Origin of the sequence: Meiothermus granaticius NBRC 107808, from assembly GCF_003574355.1 — a bacterium.
GTDB classification, from domain to species: Bacteria; Deinococcota; Deinococci; order Deinococcales; family Thermaceae; genus Meiothermus; species Meiothermus granaticius.
The window spans coordinates 1-16,141 of the sequence record NZ_QWLB01000058.1; the positions used below are offsets into that span (position 1 = coordinate 1).

The window sequence follows — 16,141 nt, forward strand, 5'->3', positions numbered from 1 at the left end:
CTGGGGGGCGGCTACCGCCTGGCGGGCCGCCTTTGTGGGGGTAGGGGTTGGGCTGCTGCTGCAGATTCCCGATCACCCGCTGCCCATCCTGATCGGCTTTGCCCTGATGATGGCGGGGCTCTTCACCGCCCAAGCGGTCGGCGGCGGGGTGTCTGGGCAGGGGGGAAGCGGGGTCAGCGGCAGCTATGTGGCGGCGTTTTACCTGGGGGGCACCCTGGCCGGGCTGGTCTACCCACCGTTTTTGCATACCCCACCCCTGGCGAGCCTGGCCTTGGCCTTGGGGGTAACTGCCCTGGCCTTTGGCCTGGCCGTCCGGGCCACCCAAGGGCTGGCCCCGGGCTCTACGGGGTAAGCCGGCGCTCGAGCCCGAGGTATAGCAGCGCCCCCACTCCGTATAGCCCCAGCCACAGCCAGTCGGCAAGCCTTATGGAGCGCCGCAGAAGCCCCACCACCCCCACCCACAGCAACCCCAAGGACAACCCCACACACCCCAGCCCCAGGGCTGCGATAAAGGCCGGCGCGGTCACCTTCTGGGCCACGAGCATAGATCCCCCCGCCAACACCAGAGGCAGCCAGAGCACCACGGTGGCCGCAATCAGCCACTGCCGACGATCAGAGGAGCGCATGGGTGTATGCTACGCCCTTCCAGGCGTATGATCGGGGGTATGACCAAGACGGCGCGGGCGGTTTGCCCGCTGGACTGCCCCGATACCTGCTCGCTCATCCTGACCCTCGACCCCCAGGCCAACCGGCTCCTGAAGGTTGAAGGCGATCCCCAACACCCCATCACCCAGGGGTTTGCCTGCGTTAAGACCTATCGCTACCCCGAGCGCAACCACCACCCCGAACGCCCCCTGTACCCACTCCGACGCACCGGCCCCAAAGGCTCAGGGCAGTTTGAGCGGGTCGGTTGGGATGAGGCCTTGGATGAGATCGCGCAGCGGCTCCAGCACATCCTGGACACCTCCGGAGGTCAGGCGGTACTCCCCTACCACTATGCCGGGACCATGGGGCTCCACCAATACGAGCATCCCCTGGCCTTTTTTCGGGCCATCGGGGCGGCGGAACTCGAGACCACCATCTGCGCCACCGCCGGGGCCGCGGCCTGGGAGGCCAGCTATGGCTTCCCCCGGATGGGCACCGACCCCGAGGATATCCCCCAGGCCCGCTTTATTTTCCTGTGGGGCATCAACAGCCTGCACACCAACACCCACCTGACCCCCTTCCTCAAGCAAGCCCGCCACAACGGGGCCAGGATCGTCCACATTGACCCCTACCAAAGCCTCACCAGCCGCTTTGCCGACGAGCACATCAAGCTGCGCCCCGGCAGCGACGCTGCGCTGGCGTATGGGATGGCCCGGGTCATTCTCGAGCACCGCCTCCATGACCCCGCCTACATCGAGCGGGCTACCCAGGGCTTTGCAGCCTTCCAAGAGACCGCCCAGGCCTGGACCCTCGAGCGCACCGAGGCCGCCACCGGGGTTCCGGCGGCAACGGTGGAGCGGCTGGCCCTGGAGTTTGCCCGGGCCAGGGCCAGCTTTATCCGCACCAGCTACGGCATGACCCGTCACCCCGGCGGGGGCTCAGCCCTGCGGGCGGTGATCCTGCTTCCGGCCCTGATCGGGGCCTGGCAATACCCCGGCGGTGGAGCCCTCCTCACCACCAGCGGGGTGTTCCCCCTCAACCGCAAATACTTGGGCGGTAAGCACCTGATTGAACCCGAGGCGAGCGGCCCGAGGCCCGGTGCAGCGGGATATCTCCGCCCCAACCCTGAGGTTCGGCGCATCAACATGAACCAGCTAGGCTCTGCCCTGACCCGCCTCGAGCCCCCCCTCCGGGCCCTGTTCGTCTTCAACTCCAACCCCCTGGTAGTGGCCCCCAACAGCGGGGCTGTGCGGCAGGGAATGCAGCGGGAGGACCTCTTCACGGTGGTGCTCGAGCAGGCCCTCACCGAGACCGCCCGCTATGCCGATTATGTGCTGCCCGCCACCACCTTTTTAGAGCATCCCGACCTCTACACCGCCTATGGCCATCACTACCTCTCCTGGAACGCAGCCGTACTCGACCCTCAGGGGGAGGCCAGACCCAACACCCAGGTGTTTGCCGAGCTGGCGCGTCGGCTGGAGCTGGAGGAGCCCACCCTGTACTGGAGCGCGGAGGAGCTGGCCCAAACTCTTCTGGCCAGCGATCACCCCTGGCTAAAGGGCATCACCCTCGAGCGCTTGCAGGCCGAAGGGTATGTTCGGCTGAACACCCCCAGGGCTTTTCTGCCCTTCAAGGACGGAGCCCCTACACCCACGGGGAAAGTGTGCTTTGACCCCCCTCCAGCGGTGATCCTCACCGAGCCCGAAGCCGACTACCCCTTGATCCTGCTCACCCCGCCCGCCAAGCACTTTCTCAACTCCACCTACGGCCACGTGGAGCGGTTGGTGGCCGGGGAGGGCGGGGAACCGGTGCTGTGGATTCACCCCCAGGACGCCGCCCTTTACGGGGTAGCGGATGGGGCCACCGTGCACATCCGCTCCCGCCACGGAGAGGTGATCCGCCGGGCTAAGGTGAGCCCAGCCCCCATACCGGGGACGGTGGTGCTCGAGGGCACCTGGTGGGAACGCAACGCTCCCGACGGCAAAGGCATCAACTGGCTGACCGGCGAGGGGCTCACCGATCTGGGCGCAGGGAGCACCTTCCACTCCAACCCGGTGGCCGTGATCCCCAGGAGCAATGCCTCGGATTAGAGCGCGATAAGCTAGAGCCTACGAAAGGAGCCCATCTTGAGCCAATTCGGTCACCGCCTGTTATCGCTCTGGCCCCTTGAGGCCGGAATCACCTACCTCAACCACGGTACCGTAGGGGTCACGCCCTGGCAGGTACTGAACGCCCAGCAGGCCATCCGCGAGGAGATTGAGCGCCAGCCCTCCCGCTACTTGCTGCGGGAGCTTTCCGAGCTTTCCGGGAGCTCCCGCCTGGCCCAGCCCCGCCTGAGGGTCGCGGCGCAGAAGGTGGCCGAGTTTTTGGGGGCTCGAGGTGAGGATCTGGCCTTTGTGGCCAACGCCACCACCGGGGTCAATGCGGTGCTGCGCTCCCTAAAGTTCCGGGAGGGCGATGAGATTCTGATCCCCAACCTGGCCTATGGTGCGGTGGTCAATGCAGCCACCTTCGTCGCCCGAGAACAGGGGGCCCGGGTGGTGCGGCTCGAGCTGCCCTTTCCCGTAGCCGATCCGGGGGTCTACCTCGAGCTGTTGGAAAAAGCCCTAACCCCCCGCACTCGGCTCGCAATCCTCGACCACATCACCTCAGAAACCGCCCTGATCCTTCCGCTGGCCGAGATGGCTGCCTTGTGCCGGGCCCAGGGGGTGCGGGTGCTGGCCGACGGGGCCCATGCTCCCGGCCAGATTCCCTTAGACCTTCCCAGCCTGGGGGTGGATTGGTACGCCGGCAACCTGCACAAGTGGGCCATGGCCCCTCGGGGTTGTGGCATCCTCTGGGCTGACCCCCAGCACCAGGCCGAGCTGCACCCACCGGTCATCTCTTGGGGGCTTGATCAGGGCTTCACTCGGGAATTCGATTGGGTCGGCACCCAAGACCCCTCGGCCTACTTGGCGGCCCCGGAGGGGCTGCGCTTCATGCAGGAGCTAGGCCTGCAGGCCATGCGGGGCTACAACCACACCCTGGCTTGGAGGACCGCGCGGGAGCTCACCGACCGCTGGGGCCTGCCGCTCCCGACCCCGGAGTCCATGGTCGGCTCCATGGTTACCCTGCCTTTGCCCAGCCAACCCGGCTGCAGACCGGAAGAAGCTGCCCAACTCAAGGACTGGCTGCTTTTTGAGCGGGCCCTCGAGGTACCCATCCTGGCTATAGATGGCCGGTTATGGGCGCGGATCTCTATACAGGTGTACAACGACCCCGCAGACCTCGAGCGCTTTGCCGCAGCGGTGGAAACCTGGAGACGCTCGAGCCCGCTGGCCGCCTCCTAAACCCCTATTGACAAACCCCCGCCGGCGTGGAATGATTGCTGCAATCGTTTGCAAACTCTCGAGGGAACCGGTGCTTTCAGGCATGTGTGGGTCTTGTGTAAAAGGCTCCTGCTGACCCTCAATCGCTGCATACGATTGCAAACATGATCAAGATCGAAGATGTAGCCCGGCTGGCCGAGGTCTCCCCCTCGACGGTCTCGCGTGCCCTCACCCGCCCCGAGATGGTGGCCCCTACCACCCGCGAGCGGGTGGTTCATGCCGCCCATCAGCTCGGTTACCAGCCCAACAAGCTGGCCCGGGGGTTGCGCAAGCGCCAAAGCCACCTGCTGGGGCTGATGGTCACCGATATACTGGCCCCCTTCCACGCCACCCTGGCCAAAGGGGTTCAAGATGCTGCCGAAAAGCACGGCTACGTGGTCTTCTTATTCAACACCGACGAGCAGCCCGAGAAAGAGCGGCGCTACCTCAAGGAGCTGCAGGGGCATCTGCCAGAGGGGCTGTTGATCGTGCCCACCAGCCAAACCCGGCAAAACCTAGGCATCGTGCCCGGCCTTACCGTGATCGAGCTGGATCGCACCAGCGGTACCCCAGGGGTGCACAGCGTGTTGGTGGACAATGTGGCTGGAGCCCGTAGGGCGGTCGAACACCTCATCCAACTGGGGCACCGGCGGATCGGAATGGTGGCGGGCCCCCCCACCGTGACCACCGCGGTAGAGCGGCTGGAAGGCTATAAACAAGCCCTCAAAGCCGCGGGCATCCCCTTCCAGCGGCGATGGGTGGCCACCGGCGACCATAAGGAAGAGGGTGGGTACCGGGCGGCTCGACAAATGCTGGAACTGCCCCTCGAGCAGCGCCCTACCGCCCTCTTTGCCGGGAACAGCGAGATGGCCGCCGGGGCCGTACTGGCCATCCGCGACTTAGGGTTGCGCATCCCGGAAGAGCTTTCGCTGGTGAGCTTCGACGACACCCGCTGGGCCCGGCTGATGCAGCCCCCCTTGACCGTAGTGGCCCAGCCGGCTTACGACCTGGGCTACCTGGCCTGTGAAACCCTGATCTCGATCCTGGGGCGGCAGGAGCCAGTACAGGCTACCAGCCTGCGGCTGGCCACCGAGCTGATCGTGCGCAGCTCCGCGGCCCCTCCGCCTCAGAGGTGATATGCGACTTTACCTGGACTCTGCCGATCGCGCTGCCCTCGAGCCCCTGCTGGAGACCGGGGTCTTCTACGGCATCACCACCAACCCCAGCGTGTTGCGGACGGCAGGGGTTCGCCCCTCGGGGTTTGTCCCCTTCGCGGACTGGGCTTTGGGCAAGGGCGCTAGGGAGCTGTACTTCCAGGCCTGGGGGGAGAACACCCGGGCCCTGTACGAATGGGGAAAAACCCTGGCCGGGATCAGCACCCGGGTGGTGGTCAAGCTCCCGGCTACCCGCGAGGGCCTGGAGGCCGCTCAACGACTGGCCGCAGAGGGGATCCGCATCTGCATCACCGCGGTTTATGCCCCGTTCCAAGCCCTGCTGGCCGCTGCGGTCAATGCAGCATACGTGGCTCCCTACCTGGGCCGCATGAACGACGCCGGGCGCGATGGGCTTGGGGCCATCCAGCAAATGGCCGCTGCTCTGAAGGCCACCGGTAGCGCTACCGAAATCCTCGCCGCCAGTGTGCGCTCCAGCGAAGACCTCACCCGCTTGGCAACGCACGGGGTGCGCTGTGTGACCCTGGCCCCTGCCGTTGCCGCGACCCTTTTTCAAGAACCCTTGACCTTGAAGGCCACCCAGGTCTTTGAGGCCGCAGCCAAGGAGCTCGAGCCATGATGATCATCGCCGGTGAAGCCCTGATTGACCTCAATCCGCTCCAGCTCGAGGGCCAGACCGCCTATCTGCCTCACCCCGGCGGTTCCCCCTACAACGTGGCGATGGGGGCCGGGCGCCTAGGGGTGCCGGTAGAGTTTTTGGGGCGCTTTTCCACCGATGGGTTTGGCCAGCTGCTGCAAGAGCACATCCGCCGTAGTCGTGTGGGGCTGCGCTATGCCCGGCAGGGGCCCGAGTTGACCACCCTAGCCCTGGTCACCCCCACCGAAGGGGGGGAGTTCTTCAGCTTCTACTGCGAGAACACCGCCGACCGGCGGCTCCAGCCCGAGGATCTGCCCGCGACCCTGCCCCAGGGCGCAGGTCTGCACTTTGGCTCGATCTCCCTGCTGCTGGAGCCGACCGCCTCGACCCTGGAAGGCCTGATGCGCCGCGAGGCTCGGCAGCGTTTTCTGAGCCTTGATCCCAACGTAAGGCCCTTCTTGATCGGGGATAAGGATCAATACCTGCAGCGGCTCACAGGCTGGCTCGAGCAGGTAGACCTGGTCAAGGTGAGCCAGGCTGATCTCGAGTGGTTGTACCCGGGAAAACCCCTGGAAGAGGTAGCCCAAGCCTGGCAACACCAAGGCCCCGCCCTGGTGCTGGTCACCCAAGGGGGCCAAGGCGCCTTTGCGGTTACCGAGGGCGGTATCCTCCGGGTTGCGGCCCCCAAGGTCTCGGTTGTGGACACCGTGGGGGCCGGGGACTCATTCATGTCCGGTACGCTGGCTTGGCTGTGGCGGGCTCAGGCCCTAAGCCGCCAGGCCCTGGTTGCGCTGACTCCCGAGCAGATCACCGCGCTGCTCGAGTTTGCGGCCAAGGTGGCCGCCATAACCTGTACCCGCGCCGGGGCCGATCCCCCCTGGCAAGAGGAGGTGATCTAAGCCCTTCGGGGCAGGGATGAGCGTGCGCTTCACACGCCAATGAGAGCGCGCACCCCTCACCCCGCCGCCGAAGCCCCAAAACCCCAGACCGTACAGCGGCTTTAGGTTACGGAGTACCTCTTTAGGAGGCAAGGTAATGCTATCAAACCCCCTGGCGAAAACTGTGGCATTCACCGCAACCGCCCTGGTAGCCACGCTGGGCTTGGCCCAGAAACCCTATGCCGGTCTCGAGGCCACCGTCCTCACCTTTACCGGCCCCCAGATCGCCGAACCCCTGCAGCGCCGCGCTCCCGAGTTTGAGGCCAAAACCGGGGGCAAGATCAAGGTGGTTACGGTACCTTTCTCCGATCTCTACCAACAAATCCTCACCGACGGCACCACCGGCACCAACAGCTATCAGGCCTGGGTCTTTGCCCCTCAGTGGCTGGCCGACTTTGTCCCCGCTGGAATCATCGAAGACCTCAGCGCTAAGGTTGCCGCCAGCAAGGATATCCAGTGGAATGACATCGCCCCGTTCTTCCGCGACTTCAGCGCCACCTACGGCGGCAAAATCTATACCGTGCCGCTCGATGGCGATTTCCAGATGGTGTATTACCGCACCGACGTGCTGCAAAGGCTAAACCTCAAACCGCCCCAGACCTGGGATGACTACCTGGCCATCGCCAAGGCCGCCAACGGCAAGCCCTGGAGCCCCGATGGAAAGCCAATCTACGGCTCCTGTATTGCCAAAAAACGCAACGCTCAGAGCTACTGGATGTTTACCTCTATCCTGGGGGGCTACGTCCAAAGCCAGGGCACCAAGCAGGGAGCCTTTTTCGATACCACCACCATGAAGCCCCTGGTCAAGAATGAAGCCTTTGCCGAGGCCTTGCGGATCTACAAGGAGACCACCCGGTATGGCCCCCCTGATGAGCTCAACCTCGATGTGGGCGATACCCGTGGGCTCTTTACGGCAGGCCGCTGCGCCCTATCAGTGGACTGGGGGGATATCGGGCCGCTGTCGGTAGATCCCAAAACCTCCAAGGTCAAGGATAAGGTGGGAGCGGTGATCCTGCCGGGCAGCCGCAAGGTGCTGGATCGAGCCAGCGGCAAGCTGGTGGACTGCAACGCCCAACGCTGCCCCTATGCCATCAACGGAGTGAATCGAGCCCCCTACGCTGCGTTTGGCGGTTGGTCTGGCGGGATCAACGCCAAGGCCGATCCCAAGACACAACAGATGCTCTTTGATTTCTTCGCCTATATGAGCGCTCCGGCGCAATCCGGCAAAGATGTGACCATCGGGATCACTGGATTCAACCCCTACCGCATCTCACACTTCAAAAACCTGAACAACTGGGTGGCCGCCGGGTTCAGCCCAGCCGGGGCCAAAAACTACCTGGGAGCTATCGAGGCCAGCCTGAACAGCCCCAACATGATCCTCGACTTGCGGATACCCAAAAACCAACAGTATCAGCAGGTGGTGCTGGATAAAGCCTTATCGCAGTTCCTAGCAGGGGAGATCAATGCTCAGCAAACCATGGATCAGATTGACTCGGGTTGGGAGGAGATCACCAACGCCGAGGGCCGCGACGCTCAGCTCAAAGCCTACCGACTGACCCTGAGCATTGATAAATAGCGGGGAGACGGCCTCGAGCCAGATCTCCAGCCTACGCGAGTTGAGAGGTTTTCACCCATCGGAGGCCCCTGCGGGGAATGCGAGGAACGATCTTATCCGTGCCAGAGAAGTTCCAGAGCTTCCCGCAGGGTGCCCAACCCCCCTAGCACAGGGCAACCTATGGCTTTGAGACAAACGAAAAACTCACCTACACGCGGGCTCCTCCCCCGGCTCGAGGCTTGGCTCGAGCACCGGGCCGGAGCGGTGTTTCTCTGGCCCGCGGTGGTACTGATGCTGGCCCTGGCCATCTTCCCCCTGCTGGCCTCAATCTACCTCTCGCTCTCGCGCATCCAATTTAGGGCCGGTGAGGTCAGCTTCCGCTTTGTAGGCTGGGCCAACTATCAAAAGCTGCTTTTCGGCAGCGAGCAAACCCACTTTCTGGGGGTCGCCAAAGCCCTTCCCCCGCTGGGCTGGTTGGTGTTCGCTGGGGTTTTGGGGCTTTTGCTGGGGTGGATCCTGCGCCATCTGCGCCGCAAAGGCAGCCTGGGGGGGCTGCTGTATCGCATTGGGGTTAGTGCCTTGGTGGGGTTTTTGGTCTGGAGCCTCCTAAGCCGTTTGGCAGGCCAGCCGGGCACGGTGCAGACCACCCTGGTATACGTGCTGTTCGGTACCGCAATGCAGTACCTGCTGGGCCTAGGGCTGGCCCTATTGTGTGCGCAAAAGCTACCAGGGATTCGCTTTTTTCGGGTGATTTACCTATTGCCTCTAGCAATTACCCCGGTGGGGGTGGCCTATATGTTCCGCATGCTGACCGATACCGGGCGGGGCCCCCTCAGCCCGCTTTGGAACGTGCTCGGGTTGAGCAACTTCTCCTGGGTCAATGATCCTTGGGGGGCACGCTTTGCGGTGATGATCGGCGATATCTGGCAATGGACCCCCTTCATGTTCATCGTGTTGTTGGCTGCGGTGCAAAGCCTACCCCAGGAGCAGATCGAGGCGGCGGTGGTGGACGGAGCCAATCGGATCCAGACCTTTGTACATATCGTGTTTCCATACTTGATCCCGGTAAGCGCCAGCCTCCTCTTAATCCGGCTGATCGAAGCCTTCAAGATCGTAGATTTGCCCAATGTCTTGACCAACGGCGGGCCCGGCACCGCCACCGAAAGCATGACCCTGCAGGCCTTCTTTGCCTGGCGCACCCTGGATTTGGGAGGGGCTGCGGCCATTGCCTTCTTGCTGCTGATCTTGGTTAGCCTGATCGTCACCCTCTATGCCAATGGGGTGGTAGCCCGGGTTCGGAGGGATTAAATGCGTCGGGACTCCCCCCATGCCCCCTCCCTGAGCTCTAAAGTGCTGTCCTATGTGGCCTTGGTGGCTTGGGGAGCGGTGGTGCTCTTTCCTATCTACTGGCTCATCGTGACCTCGCTCAAAGAACCCATCGACGTGTTTGAGGGGCCCAAATACCTGCCCTGGATAGATTTCAACCCCTCACCCCATGCCTGGAACTATGTCTTTGGGACCCTGGGCCCTTCCATCGCTCATGCCTACCGCAACACGGTGGTGGTGGCACTGGCCAGCTCGCTGCTCACGCTGTTGCTGGGCACCATGGCCGCCTATGGGCTCACCCGGTTCACCTATCGCCCCAGGGTGGGCCTCATCCTGGGGTTTATCGGTTGTGTCTTGTTGGCGGTGGGCTTGAGCGTGCTCGAGGTGCCCTGGCAGCTCTCCTTGGTGATTGCTCTAGCCCTGTATGGGGTGGTTGTCCAAACCTTGGGCAAACGCTTCCAGCGGGCCCTGAGCAACAACGATATCGCCTTTTGGATGATTTCCAACCGCATTCTGCCGCCAGTGGTGGTGGTGATCCCGCTGTACGTGCTCTATCAGCAGGTCGGCCTGCTGGATACGCCGGTCGCCCTGATCCTTACCTACACCGCTACCAACCTGCCGATCGCAGTTTGGCTGATGCGCGATTACTTCTCGAGCATCCCGCTCGAGCTCGAGGAGTGCGCCCAGATTGATGGGGCGGGCCGCTTCCGCATCTTTGGCAGCATTGTGCTGCCCCTGGCCCTGCCGGGGATTGTGGCCACCTTTTTGCTGGTGCTGGTCTTCGCCTGGAACGAGTATCTGGTGGCCCTGTTCCTCTCTAAGGCCAACGCCCAGACCATGCCTTTGATGGTTTCGGCGATGAGCGGAACCCGCGGCACCGAGTGGTGGTACATGTCGGTGGTGATCTTGATCATGATCCTCCCGGTCATCGTTCTGGCCATCTTGCTCGAGCGCTACATCCAGCGCGGACTTCTGGTAGGAGCCGTGAAAGGGTAGTTATGCAACGCATCGGAATGGTAATTCGGGTCAAGCCGGAGAAGCTCGAGGAATACAAACGCCTCCACGCCCAACCCTGGCCGGGGGTTCTCGAGACCCTGCACCGGGTGGGGGTACGGAATTACTCCATCTTTCAGCACGCCGATCTGCTGTTCGGTTACTTGGAGTTCCAGGGCGAAAGCTGGGAGGAAGCCCAAAAGGCCATCGCCGCCGACCCCGTCACCCAGGCCTGGTGGAAGCTCACCGATCCCTGCCAGGAACCGCTTCCCAGTGCCCGCGAGGGCGAGTGGTGGGCCCGTATGGAACAGGTTTTTCTAATGGAGTAGGCATGAAGATTACCGACCTCATCGCCCTCGACGTTCGCTATCCGACCTCGCTACAGCGAGATGGCTCCGACGCCATGAACCCCGACCCTGACTACTCGGCAGCCTATGTGATCCTAAAAACCGACACCGGGCTCGAGGGGCATGGCCTGACCTTCACCATCGGGCGGGGCAACGAGCTGGTGGTGGCAGCCATCCAGGCCCTCGAGCCCTACCTTCGGAACAAGCGGCTGGCCGAGTTCACCCAGGACCTGGGGGCTTTTTACAGCTACATCGTGGGGGACTCCCAGTTGCGCTGGATCGGGCCGGAAAAAGGGGTGATGCACCTGGCTACCGCGGCGGTCATCAACGCCGTATGGGACCTGTATGCTAAGGCCCAGGGCAAGCCCCTGTGGAAACTGCTGGCTGATATGACCCCTGCGGAGATCGTGCGGGCCACCCCCTTTCGCTACATCACCGACGCGATCACGCCTGATGAGGCCTTGGCGCTGCTGGAGCGGCTCGAGGCCAGCAAACCACAGCGCGAGGCGGAAATCCGAGCCAAGGGCTATCCTGCCTACACCACCAGCGCAGGCTGGCTGGGCTACCCTGATGAGAAGATTCGCCGCCTCTGCCGGGAGGGCCTGGCCCTGGGCTGGACGGCCTTCAAGCTCAAGGTAGGCCGCGACCTCCAGGATGACCTGCGCCGCTGCGCCATCGTGCGGGAAGAGATCGGGCCGGAGCGGGTGCTGATGGTGGATGCCAACCAGGTCTGGGACGTGCATCAAGCCATTGAGTGGGTCCGGCATCTGCTGCCCTTCCGCCCCCTATGGATTGAAGAGCCTACCTCACCGGACGACATCCTAGGTCACGCCGCCATCAATCAGGCCCTGGAGGGCACCGGAACTCGAGTCGCCACCGGCGAGCATGTCCACAATCGGGTGATGTTCAAGCAGCTTTTACAGGCGGGGGCGGTGGGCTTTTGCCAGATTGATGCGGCCCGGGTAGGCGGGGTGAGTGAAAACCTGGCCATCCTGCTGATGGCCGCCAAATTTGGGGTGAAGGTCTGCCCCCACGCAGGTGGGGTGGGACTGTGTGAGTACGTGCAGCACCTCTCCATCTTCGACCACATCGCGGTCTCCGGCAGCATGGAAGGACGCTACATCGAATACGTAGATCATCTGCACGAGCACTTTGTGGAGCCGGTGATCATCCACAATGCACACTATCAAGCCCCCCTACAGCCCGGCTACAGCATTGAGATGAAGCCCGCGTCGCTGGCCGCCTACACCTATCCCCACGGCTCCTACTGGAAATCCGTCCTGAAGGTCTAGATGCCCGATCCCACCGCGCTCATTCCCCACGACAAATCCGGGCTGCGGCTGAGCCGCTTGAGCCTGGGCACCGCCCCGCTCGGGGGTCTTTATGCTCCTGTCTCTGAGGCGCAGGCTCGAGAGGTGCTGGAGGCTGCCTGGGGGCAGGGTTTGCGCTACTTCGACACCGCCCCGCAGTACGGCAACGGCACCGCAGAGCGGCGCCTTGGGGGGTTCCTGCGGGATCAACCTCGAGCCGCTTTTGTGCTCTCGACAAAGGTCGGGCGGCTGCTGCGCGAAGGTCCACCCCACCCCAGCCAGGTAGACCCGGAAGGCCACAGCTATTACCAGGGGGTTCCGCAGGTCATGCAGGTCTACGACTACTCCTACAGAGGCGTACTGCGCTCCTTAGAGGAGAGCCTGGAACGCCTGGGTTTAGCCCGGGTGGATATCCTCTACGTGCATGATCCCGACGCCGATAACCGCTCGGTGGAGGAGGTGATGCGCGGAGGCTACCGCGCCCTGGTGGAGCTGCGTCAGCAGGGCCTGGTGCAGGCCATCGGGGTGGGGATGAACCACGCCGACTGGCTAGCCGAGTTCGCCCGGAGCGGCGACTTCGATCTGCTATTGCTGGCCGGACGCTATACCCTGCTGGACCAAGCCGCCCTCCGGGAGCTGCTGCCGCTGTGCCACCACAAGGGCATTGGGGTGGTGGTGGGGGGGGTCTACAACAGCGGCATCCTGGCCGATCCACGCCCTGGAGCCCGCTACGATTACGTCCCGGCTCAACCGGAGCTTCTCCAGCGGGCCCTGCGGCTCCAAGCGGTGTGCGAGGCCCACGGGGTGCCCCTAAAGGCGGCGGCGATTCAGTTTGCCCTGGGGCATCCCAGCGTGGTCTCGGTGCTGACCGGGGTGCGCTCGAGGGAGGAGCTCGAGGAGAACCTGCGCATGTTCCGCTGGGAGGTCCCGCCCGAGCTTTGGGGCCATCTCCGGCGCGAAGGCTTGTTGGATTACGATACCCCTATCCCAGGAGGCTAAGCATGGCTGGACGCTTAAAAGGCAAAACTGCGCTCCTCACCGCAGCCGGACAGGGCATCGGGCGGGCCACCGCCGAGGCCTTCATCGCCGAAGGAGCAGAGGTGATCGCCACCGACCTAAACCCCGATCTGCTGACCGGGCTCCGCTGTCGAACCGAGCGCCTAGACGTGCTGGACCAGTCGGCCATCGAGGCCCTGCTGGGCGGGTTGGAGCGGCTAGACGTGCTGTTCAACTGCGCGGGCTACGTCCATAGCGGGAGCATCCTCGAGTGCAGCGATGCGGACTGGCAATTCAGCTTCGATCTCAATGTGCGCAGCATGTTCTGGACCATGCGGGCCGCCATTCCCAAGATGTTGGCTGGAGGTGGGGGCAGCATCATCAACATGAGCAGTGCGGCTTCCTCGCTCAAAGCTGTACCCAACCGTTTCGTCTATAGCGCCACCAAGGCCGCAGTGATCGGGATGACCAAAGCCGTGGCGGCTGATTTTGTCACCCGGGGCATCCGCTGCAATGCAATTTGTCCGGGCACGGTGGAATCCCCCTCCTGGCGGGAACGCGTGGTCCATCAGGCCAAGGCTGGGGGGATGAGCGTGGAGGAGAGCCGTCAAGCCTTCATCGCCCGGCAGCCCATGGGTCGGGTCGGTAAGCCCGAAGAGGTCGCTGCCCTGGCGGTATACCTGGCCTCGGATGAGTCGGCCTTCACCACCGGACAGGCCCATCTGATTGATGGGGGCTGGGCCATGTAGAGGGCGCGATGGTCATTGACGCCCATCAGCACTTCCTCTTTCCCAGTCGGGTGGGGTATCCCTGGCTCGAGCCAGCCCCCCTCGCCCCCCTGCGGCGCGACTTCGGCCCGGAGGAGTTGGGCCCCCTCCTGCGCCAAAACCGCGTGGACCGGACCCTGCTGGTACAAACCCGCAGCAGCCTCGAGGAGACCCTCGAGTTTCTGCGTATTGCCGCCGAGGTGGAGTACGTGGCCGGGGTGGTGGGGTGGGCCGATCTCACCCACCCAAGGCTTGGGGCGCTGCTGGACGAGTTATTGGCCTCGGGGCCGGGGCGTTACCTGGTGGGCCTCCGCCATCAGGTGCACGATGAACCCGACCCCCGGTGGCTACTCCAAGACCGCGTGCAGCAGAACATTGCCGAGCTGGGGCAGCGGGGCTTGGCCTACGATTTCCTGAGCCGCAGCCGCGAACTCCCGGCTTGCCTCGAGACCGCACGGAACCACCCCGAGGTGCGCTTTGTGCTCGACCACCTGGCAAAGCCCAACATCGCCGCTGGGGAGTGGGCGGGCTGGCTCGAGGGCCTGGCCCCCTTGGCCGAGCTCCCCAACGTCTGGGTCAAGCTTTCCGGCCTGGTCACCGAGGCCGACTGGCAGCGCTGGACCCCCGAGCAGCTCCGACCGTATGTGCTCGAGGCCCTGCGGCTCTTTGGGCCCCAGCGCTGTCTGTTCGGGAGCGACTGGCCGGTGTGTACCCTAGCCGCCAGCTATACCCAGGTCAAGGGGACCCTCGAGACCCTGCTCGGCGACCTAAGCCCGGCAGAGCGCGAGGGCATTTTTGGCCTCAACGCGGCCCAGGTTTATGGCCTTTCCCTCTGAGGGGGTTGTTGCACCGGGCTGGGGTTTGGGTCTAGCGTAGAGGCAGGAGACCTTCATGAACCCCCGCGAGATGCGCCATCTCCTCGAGCAAACCCTTCCCCATCGAGCCTTTGCCGTGCGCTTCTGGGACGACACCGTGCTCCCCCCCACCGCTGAACCCCAGGCCACCTTGGTGCTGGGACCTGGGCTACCCCAACGGCTGGCCCCTCCGCTCGACCTGGCCCTGGGCGAAGCCTTCATCCACGGCGACCTCGAGATCGAAGGCGATCCCGAGGCGGTGTTTGCCGCTCTGGAAACCCCCCAGCTGCCACAATCCCCGCGCGAGTGGGGCAGCCTGTTGGGCACCGCCCTCAAGCAAGCGGGCATCCGCGGCCTCAGCGCGCATCTGCGGGGGGCCGCCCACACCCCCGCCAGGGACCGTCAGGCCGTACAGCACCACTACGACTTGCCCAGCGACTTTTACCGGCTGTGGCTGGATCAGCGAATGGTGTATTCCTGTGCCTACTTCCCCACCGGGGAGGAAACCCTGGACCAAGCCCAGACCGCCAAGCTCGAGCACATCTGCCGCAAGCTCCGGTTGCAGCCCGGCGAGCGGCTTCTGGATATCGGCTGTGGCTGGGGCGGGTTGGTGCTCTATGCCGCCGAGCGCTATGGGGTGGAGGCTACCGGGATCACCCTCTCCAAGGAGCAATTTCAAGAAGCGCGGGAACGGGCCAAGCAGGCGGGGCTCGAGGGGAAGGTGCGCATCGAGCTGCTGGACTACCGGGAGATCCGCGGCGAGTTCGACAAAGGGGTGAGCGTGGGCATGGCCGAGCACGTGGGCCGAGCCAATCTGGGCCGCTACTTTCAGGCGGCCTTTGAGCGGTTACGCCCCGGCGGGCTGTTCCTCCACCACGCCATCGCCCAGGGGCCCGTGGTCCGCAAAACCCCAGCCTGGGCCGCCTCGGGCGAGTTTATGCGGCAATATATTTTTCCCGACGGGGAGATCCTGCCCCTGTGGCTTAACCTGCAAGAGGCCGAGGGCGTGGGGTTCGAGGTGCGCGATGTGGAGAACCTGCGCGAGCACTACGCCCAAACCCTGCGGTTATGGCGGGAACGGCTCGAGGCCCAAAGCCAGCGGGCTGCGGAGTTGGTCGGACTGGAGCGGGTCCGGCTGTATCGGCTCTACCTGGCAGGCTCCGCCCACCAATTCCGCTTCGGCCATCTGGCCATTCACCAAAGCCTCCTGGCCAAGCCAGGCCAGGAGGCTTTGGTGAATGGCCAGATGGCCGA

General features: G+C 64.1%; 15 protein-coding genes and 1 pseudogene. 15 read left to right on the top strand and 1 reads right to left on the bottom strand.

The features are described from left to right. Positions 1-352 (top strand): annotated as a pseudogene (locus Mgrana_RS15160) (MFS transporter); the annotation flags it as partial. Here Mgrana_RS15160 and Mgrana_RS15165 read toward each other — a convergent pair. Then, entirely contained in the window at positions 342-626 is a 285-nt protein-coding gene (locus tag Mgrana_RS15165; protein ID WP_119358433.1) for a hypothetical protein, read from the bottom strand. The pseudogene Mgrana_RS15160 and the gene Mgrana_RS15165 sit on opposite strands and share 11 nt — an antisense overlap. Positions 627-665: 39 nt before the next feature. On the opposite strand from Mgrana_RS15165, the gene Mgrana_RS15170 reads away from it, so the two are divergent. From Mgrana_RS15170 to Mgrana_RS15235, 14 genes are all read left to right on the top strand, one after another. After that, positions 666-2,735, top strand: a complete 2,070-nt coding sequence (locus Mgrana_RS15170; protein ID WP_119358445.1) for a molybdopterin-containing oxidoreductase family protein — start codon at positions 666-668, stop codon at positions 2,733-2,735. A 36-nt stretch (positions 2,736-2,771) separates the two neighbouring features. Beyond that, on the top strand, positions 2,772-3,974 hold the full coding sequence (locus tag Mgrana_RS15175; RefSeq protein WP_240631400.1) for an aminotransferase class V-fold PLP-dependent enzyme: 1,203 nt from the start codon (positions 2,772-2,774) through the stop codon (positions 3,972-3,974). A 143-nt stretch (positions 3,975-4,117) separates the two neighbouring features. Then, positions 4,118-5,128, top strand: coding sequence for a LacI family DNA-binding transcriptional regulator (locus tag Mgrana_RS15180; protein WP_119358435.1), 1,011 nt, complete (start codon positions 4,118-4,120; stop codon positions 5,126-5,128). Between the two features lies 1 nt (position 5,129). Next, on the top strand, positions 5,130-5,783 hold the full coding sequence (locus tag Mgrana_RS15185) for a transaldolase family protein (protein WP_119358436.1): 654 nt from the start codon (positions 5,130-5,132) through the stop codon (positions 5,781-5,783). Then, positions 5,780-6,700, top strand: coding sequence for a carbohydrate kinase family protein (locus Mgrana_RS15190; protein WP_119358437.1), 921 nt, complete (start codon positions 5,780-5,782; stop codon positions 6,698-6,700). Before Mgrana_RS15185 ends, Mgrana_RS15190 begins: the two co-directional genes overlap by 4 nt. A gap of 136 nt (positions 6,701-6,836) precedes the next feature. Next, positions 6,837-8,315: an ABC transporter substrate-binding protein gene (locus tag Mgrana_RS15195; RefSeq protein WP_119358438.1), complete on the top strand. Its 1,479-nt coding sequence runs from the start codon at positions 6,837-6,839 to the stop codon at positions 8,313-8,315. A 165-nt stretch (positions 8,316-8,480) separates the two neighbouring features. Continuing rightward, positions 8,481-9,602 carry a carbohydrate ABC transporter permease gene (locus Mgrana_RS15200; RefSeq protein WP_170146501.1) on the top strand — a complete coding sequence of 374 codons (1,122 nt, stop codon included), beginning with the start codon at positions 8,481-8,483 and terminating at the stop codon, positions 9,600-9,602. Continuing rightward, a complete protein-coding gene (locus Mgrana_RS15205) occupies positions 9,603-10,616 on the top strand; it encodes a carbohydrate ABC transporter permease (RefSeq protein ID WP_119358440.1) in 1,014 nt (337 codons plus the stop codon). 2 nt (positions 10,617-10,618) lie between these two features. After that, on the top strand, positions 10,619-10,942 hold the full coding sequence (locus Mgrana_RS15210) for an L-rhamnose mutarotase (RefSeq protein WP_119358441.1): 324 nt from the start codon (positions 10,619-10,621) through the stop codon (positions 10,940-10,942). Between the two features lie 2 nt (positions 10,943-10,944). Then, positions 10,945-12,252 (top strand): L-fuconate dehydratase, encoded by a 1,308-nt coding sequence (locus Mgrana_RS15215; RefSeq protein ID WP_119358442.1) that lies wholly within the window; start codon positions 10,945-10,947, stop codon positions 12,250-12,252. Continuing rightward, positions 12,253-13,269: an aldo/keto reductase gene (locus tag Mgrana_RS15220; protein ID WP_170146502.1), complete on the top strand. Its 1,017-nt coding sequence runs from the start codon at positions 12,253-12,255 to the stop codon at positions 13,267-13,269. It begins immediately after the preceding gene. 2 nt (positions 13,270-13,271) lie between these two features. Further along, complete coding sequence (locus Mgrana_RS15225) at positions 13,272-14,015, top strand: SDR family oxidoreductase (RefSeq protein WP_119358443.1); 744 nt, start codon at positions 13,272-13,274, stop codon at positions 14,013-14,015. 8 nt (positions 14,016-14,023) lie between these two features. Continuing rightward, positions 14,024-14,869, top strand: a complete 846-nt coding sequence (locus tag Mgrana_RS15230; protein ID WP_119358444.1) for an amidohydrolase family protein — start codon at positions 14,024-14,026, stop codon at positions 14,867-14,869. Between the two features lie 55 nt (positions 14,870-14,924). After that, positions 14,925-16,141: SAM-dependent methyltransferase (locus Mgrana_RS15235; RefSeq protein WP_147371311.1), on the top strand; the 1,217-nt coding region annotated here is incomplete at its 3' end.

Bases quoted from the DNA above. Each gene is read 5' to 3' on its own strand.
- Mgrana_RS15165 (WP_119358433.1), bottom strand. From the start codon at position 626: ATGCGCTCCTCTGATCGTCGGCAGTGGCTGATTGCGGCCACCGTGGTG.
- Mgrana_RS15170 (WP_119358445.1), top strand. From the start codon at position 666: ATGACCAAGACGGCGCGGGCGGTTTGCCCGCTGGACTGCCCCGATACC.
- Mgrana_RS15180 (WP_119358435.1), top strand. From the start codon at position 4,118: ATGATCAAGATCGAAGATGTAGCCCGGCTGGCCGAGGTCTCCCCCTCG.
- Mgrana_RS15185 (WP_119358436.1), top strand. From the start codon at position 5,130: ATGCGACTTTACCTGGACTCTGCCGATCGCGCTGCCCTCGAGCCCCTG.
- Mgrana_RS15190 (WP_119358437.1), top strand. From the start codon at position 5,780: ATGATGATCATCGCCGGTGAAGCCCTGATTGACCTCAATCCGCTCCAG.
- Mgrana_RS15195 (WP_119358438.1), top strand. From the start codon at position 6,837: ATGCTATCAAACCCCCTGGCGAAAACTGTGGCATTCACCGCAACCGCC.
- Mgrana_RS15205 (WP_119358440.1), top strand. From the start codon at position 9,603: ATGCGTCGGGACTCCCCCCATGCCCCCTCCCTGAGCTCTAAAGTGCTG.
- Mgrana_RS15210 (WP_119358441.1), top strand. From the start codon at position 10,619: ATGCAACGCATCGGAATGGTAATTCGGGTCAAGCCGGAGAAGCTCGAG.
- Mgrana_RS15215 (WP_119358442.1), top strand. From the start codon at position 10,945: ATGAAGATTACCGACCTCATCGCCCTCGACGTTCGCTATCCGACCTCG.
- Mgrana_RS15220 (WP_170146502.1), top strand. From the start codon at position 12,253: ATGCCCGATCCCACCGCGCTCATTCCCCACGACAAATCCGGGCTGCGG.
- Mgrana_RS15225 (WP_119358443.1), top strand. From the start codon at position 13,272: ATGGCTGGACGCTTAAAAGGCAAAACTGCGCTCCTCACCGCAGCCGGA.
- Mgrana_RS15230 (WP_119358444.1), top strand. From the start codon at position 14,024: ATGGTCATTGACGCCCATCAGCACTTCCTCTTTCCCAGTCGGGTGGGG.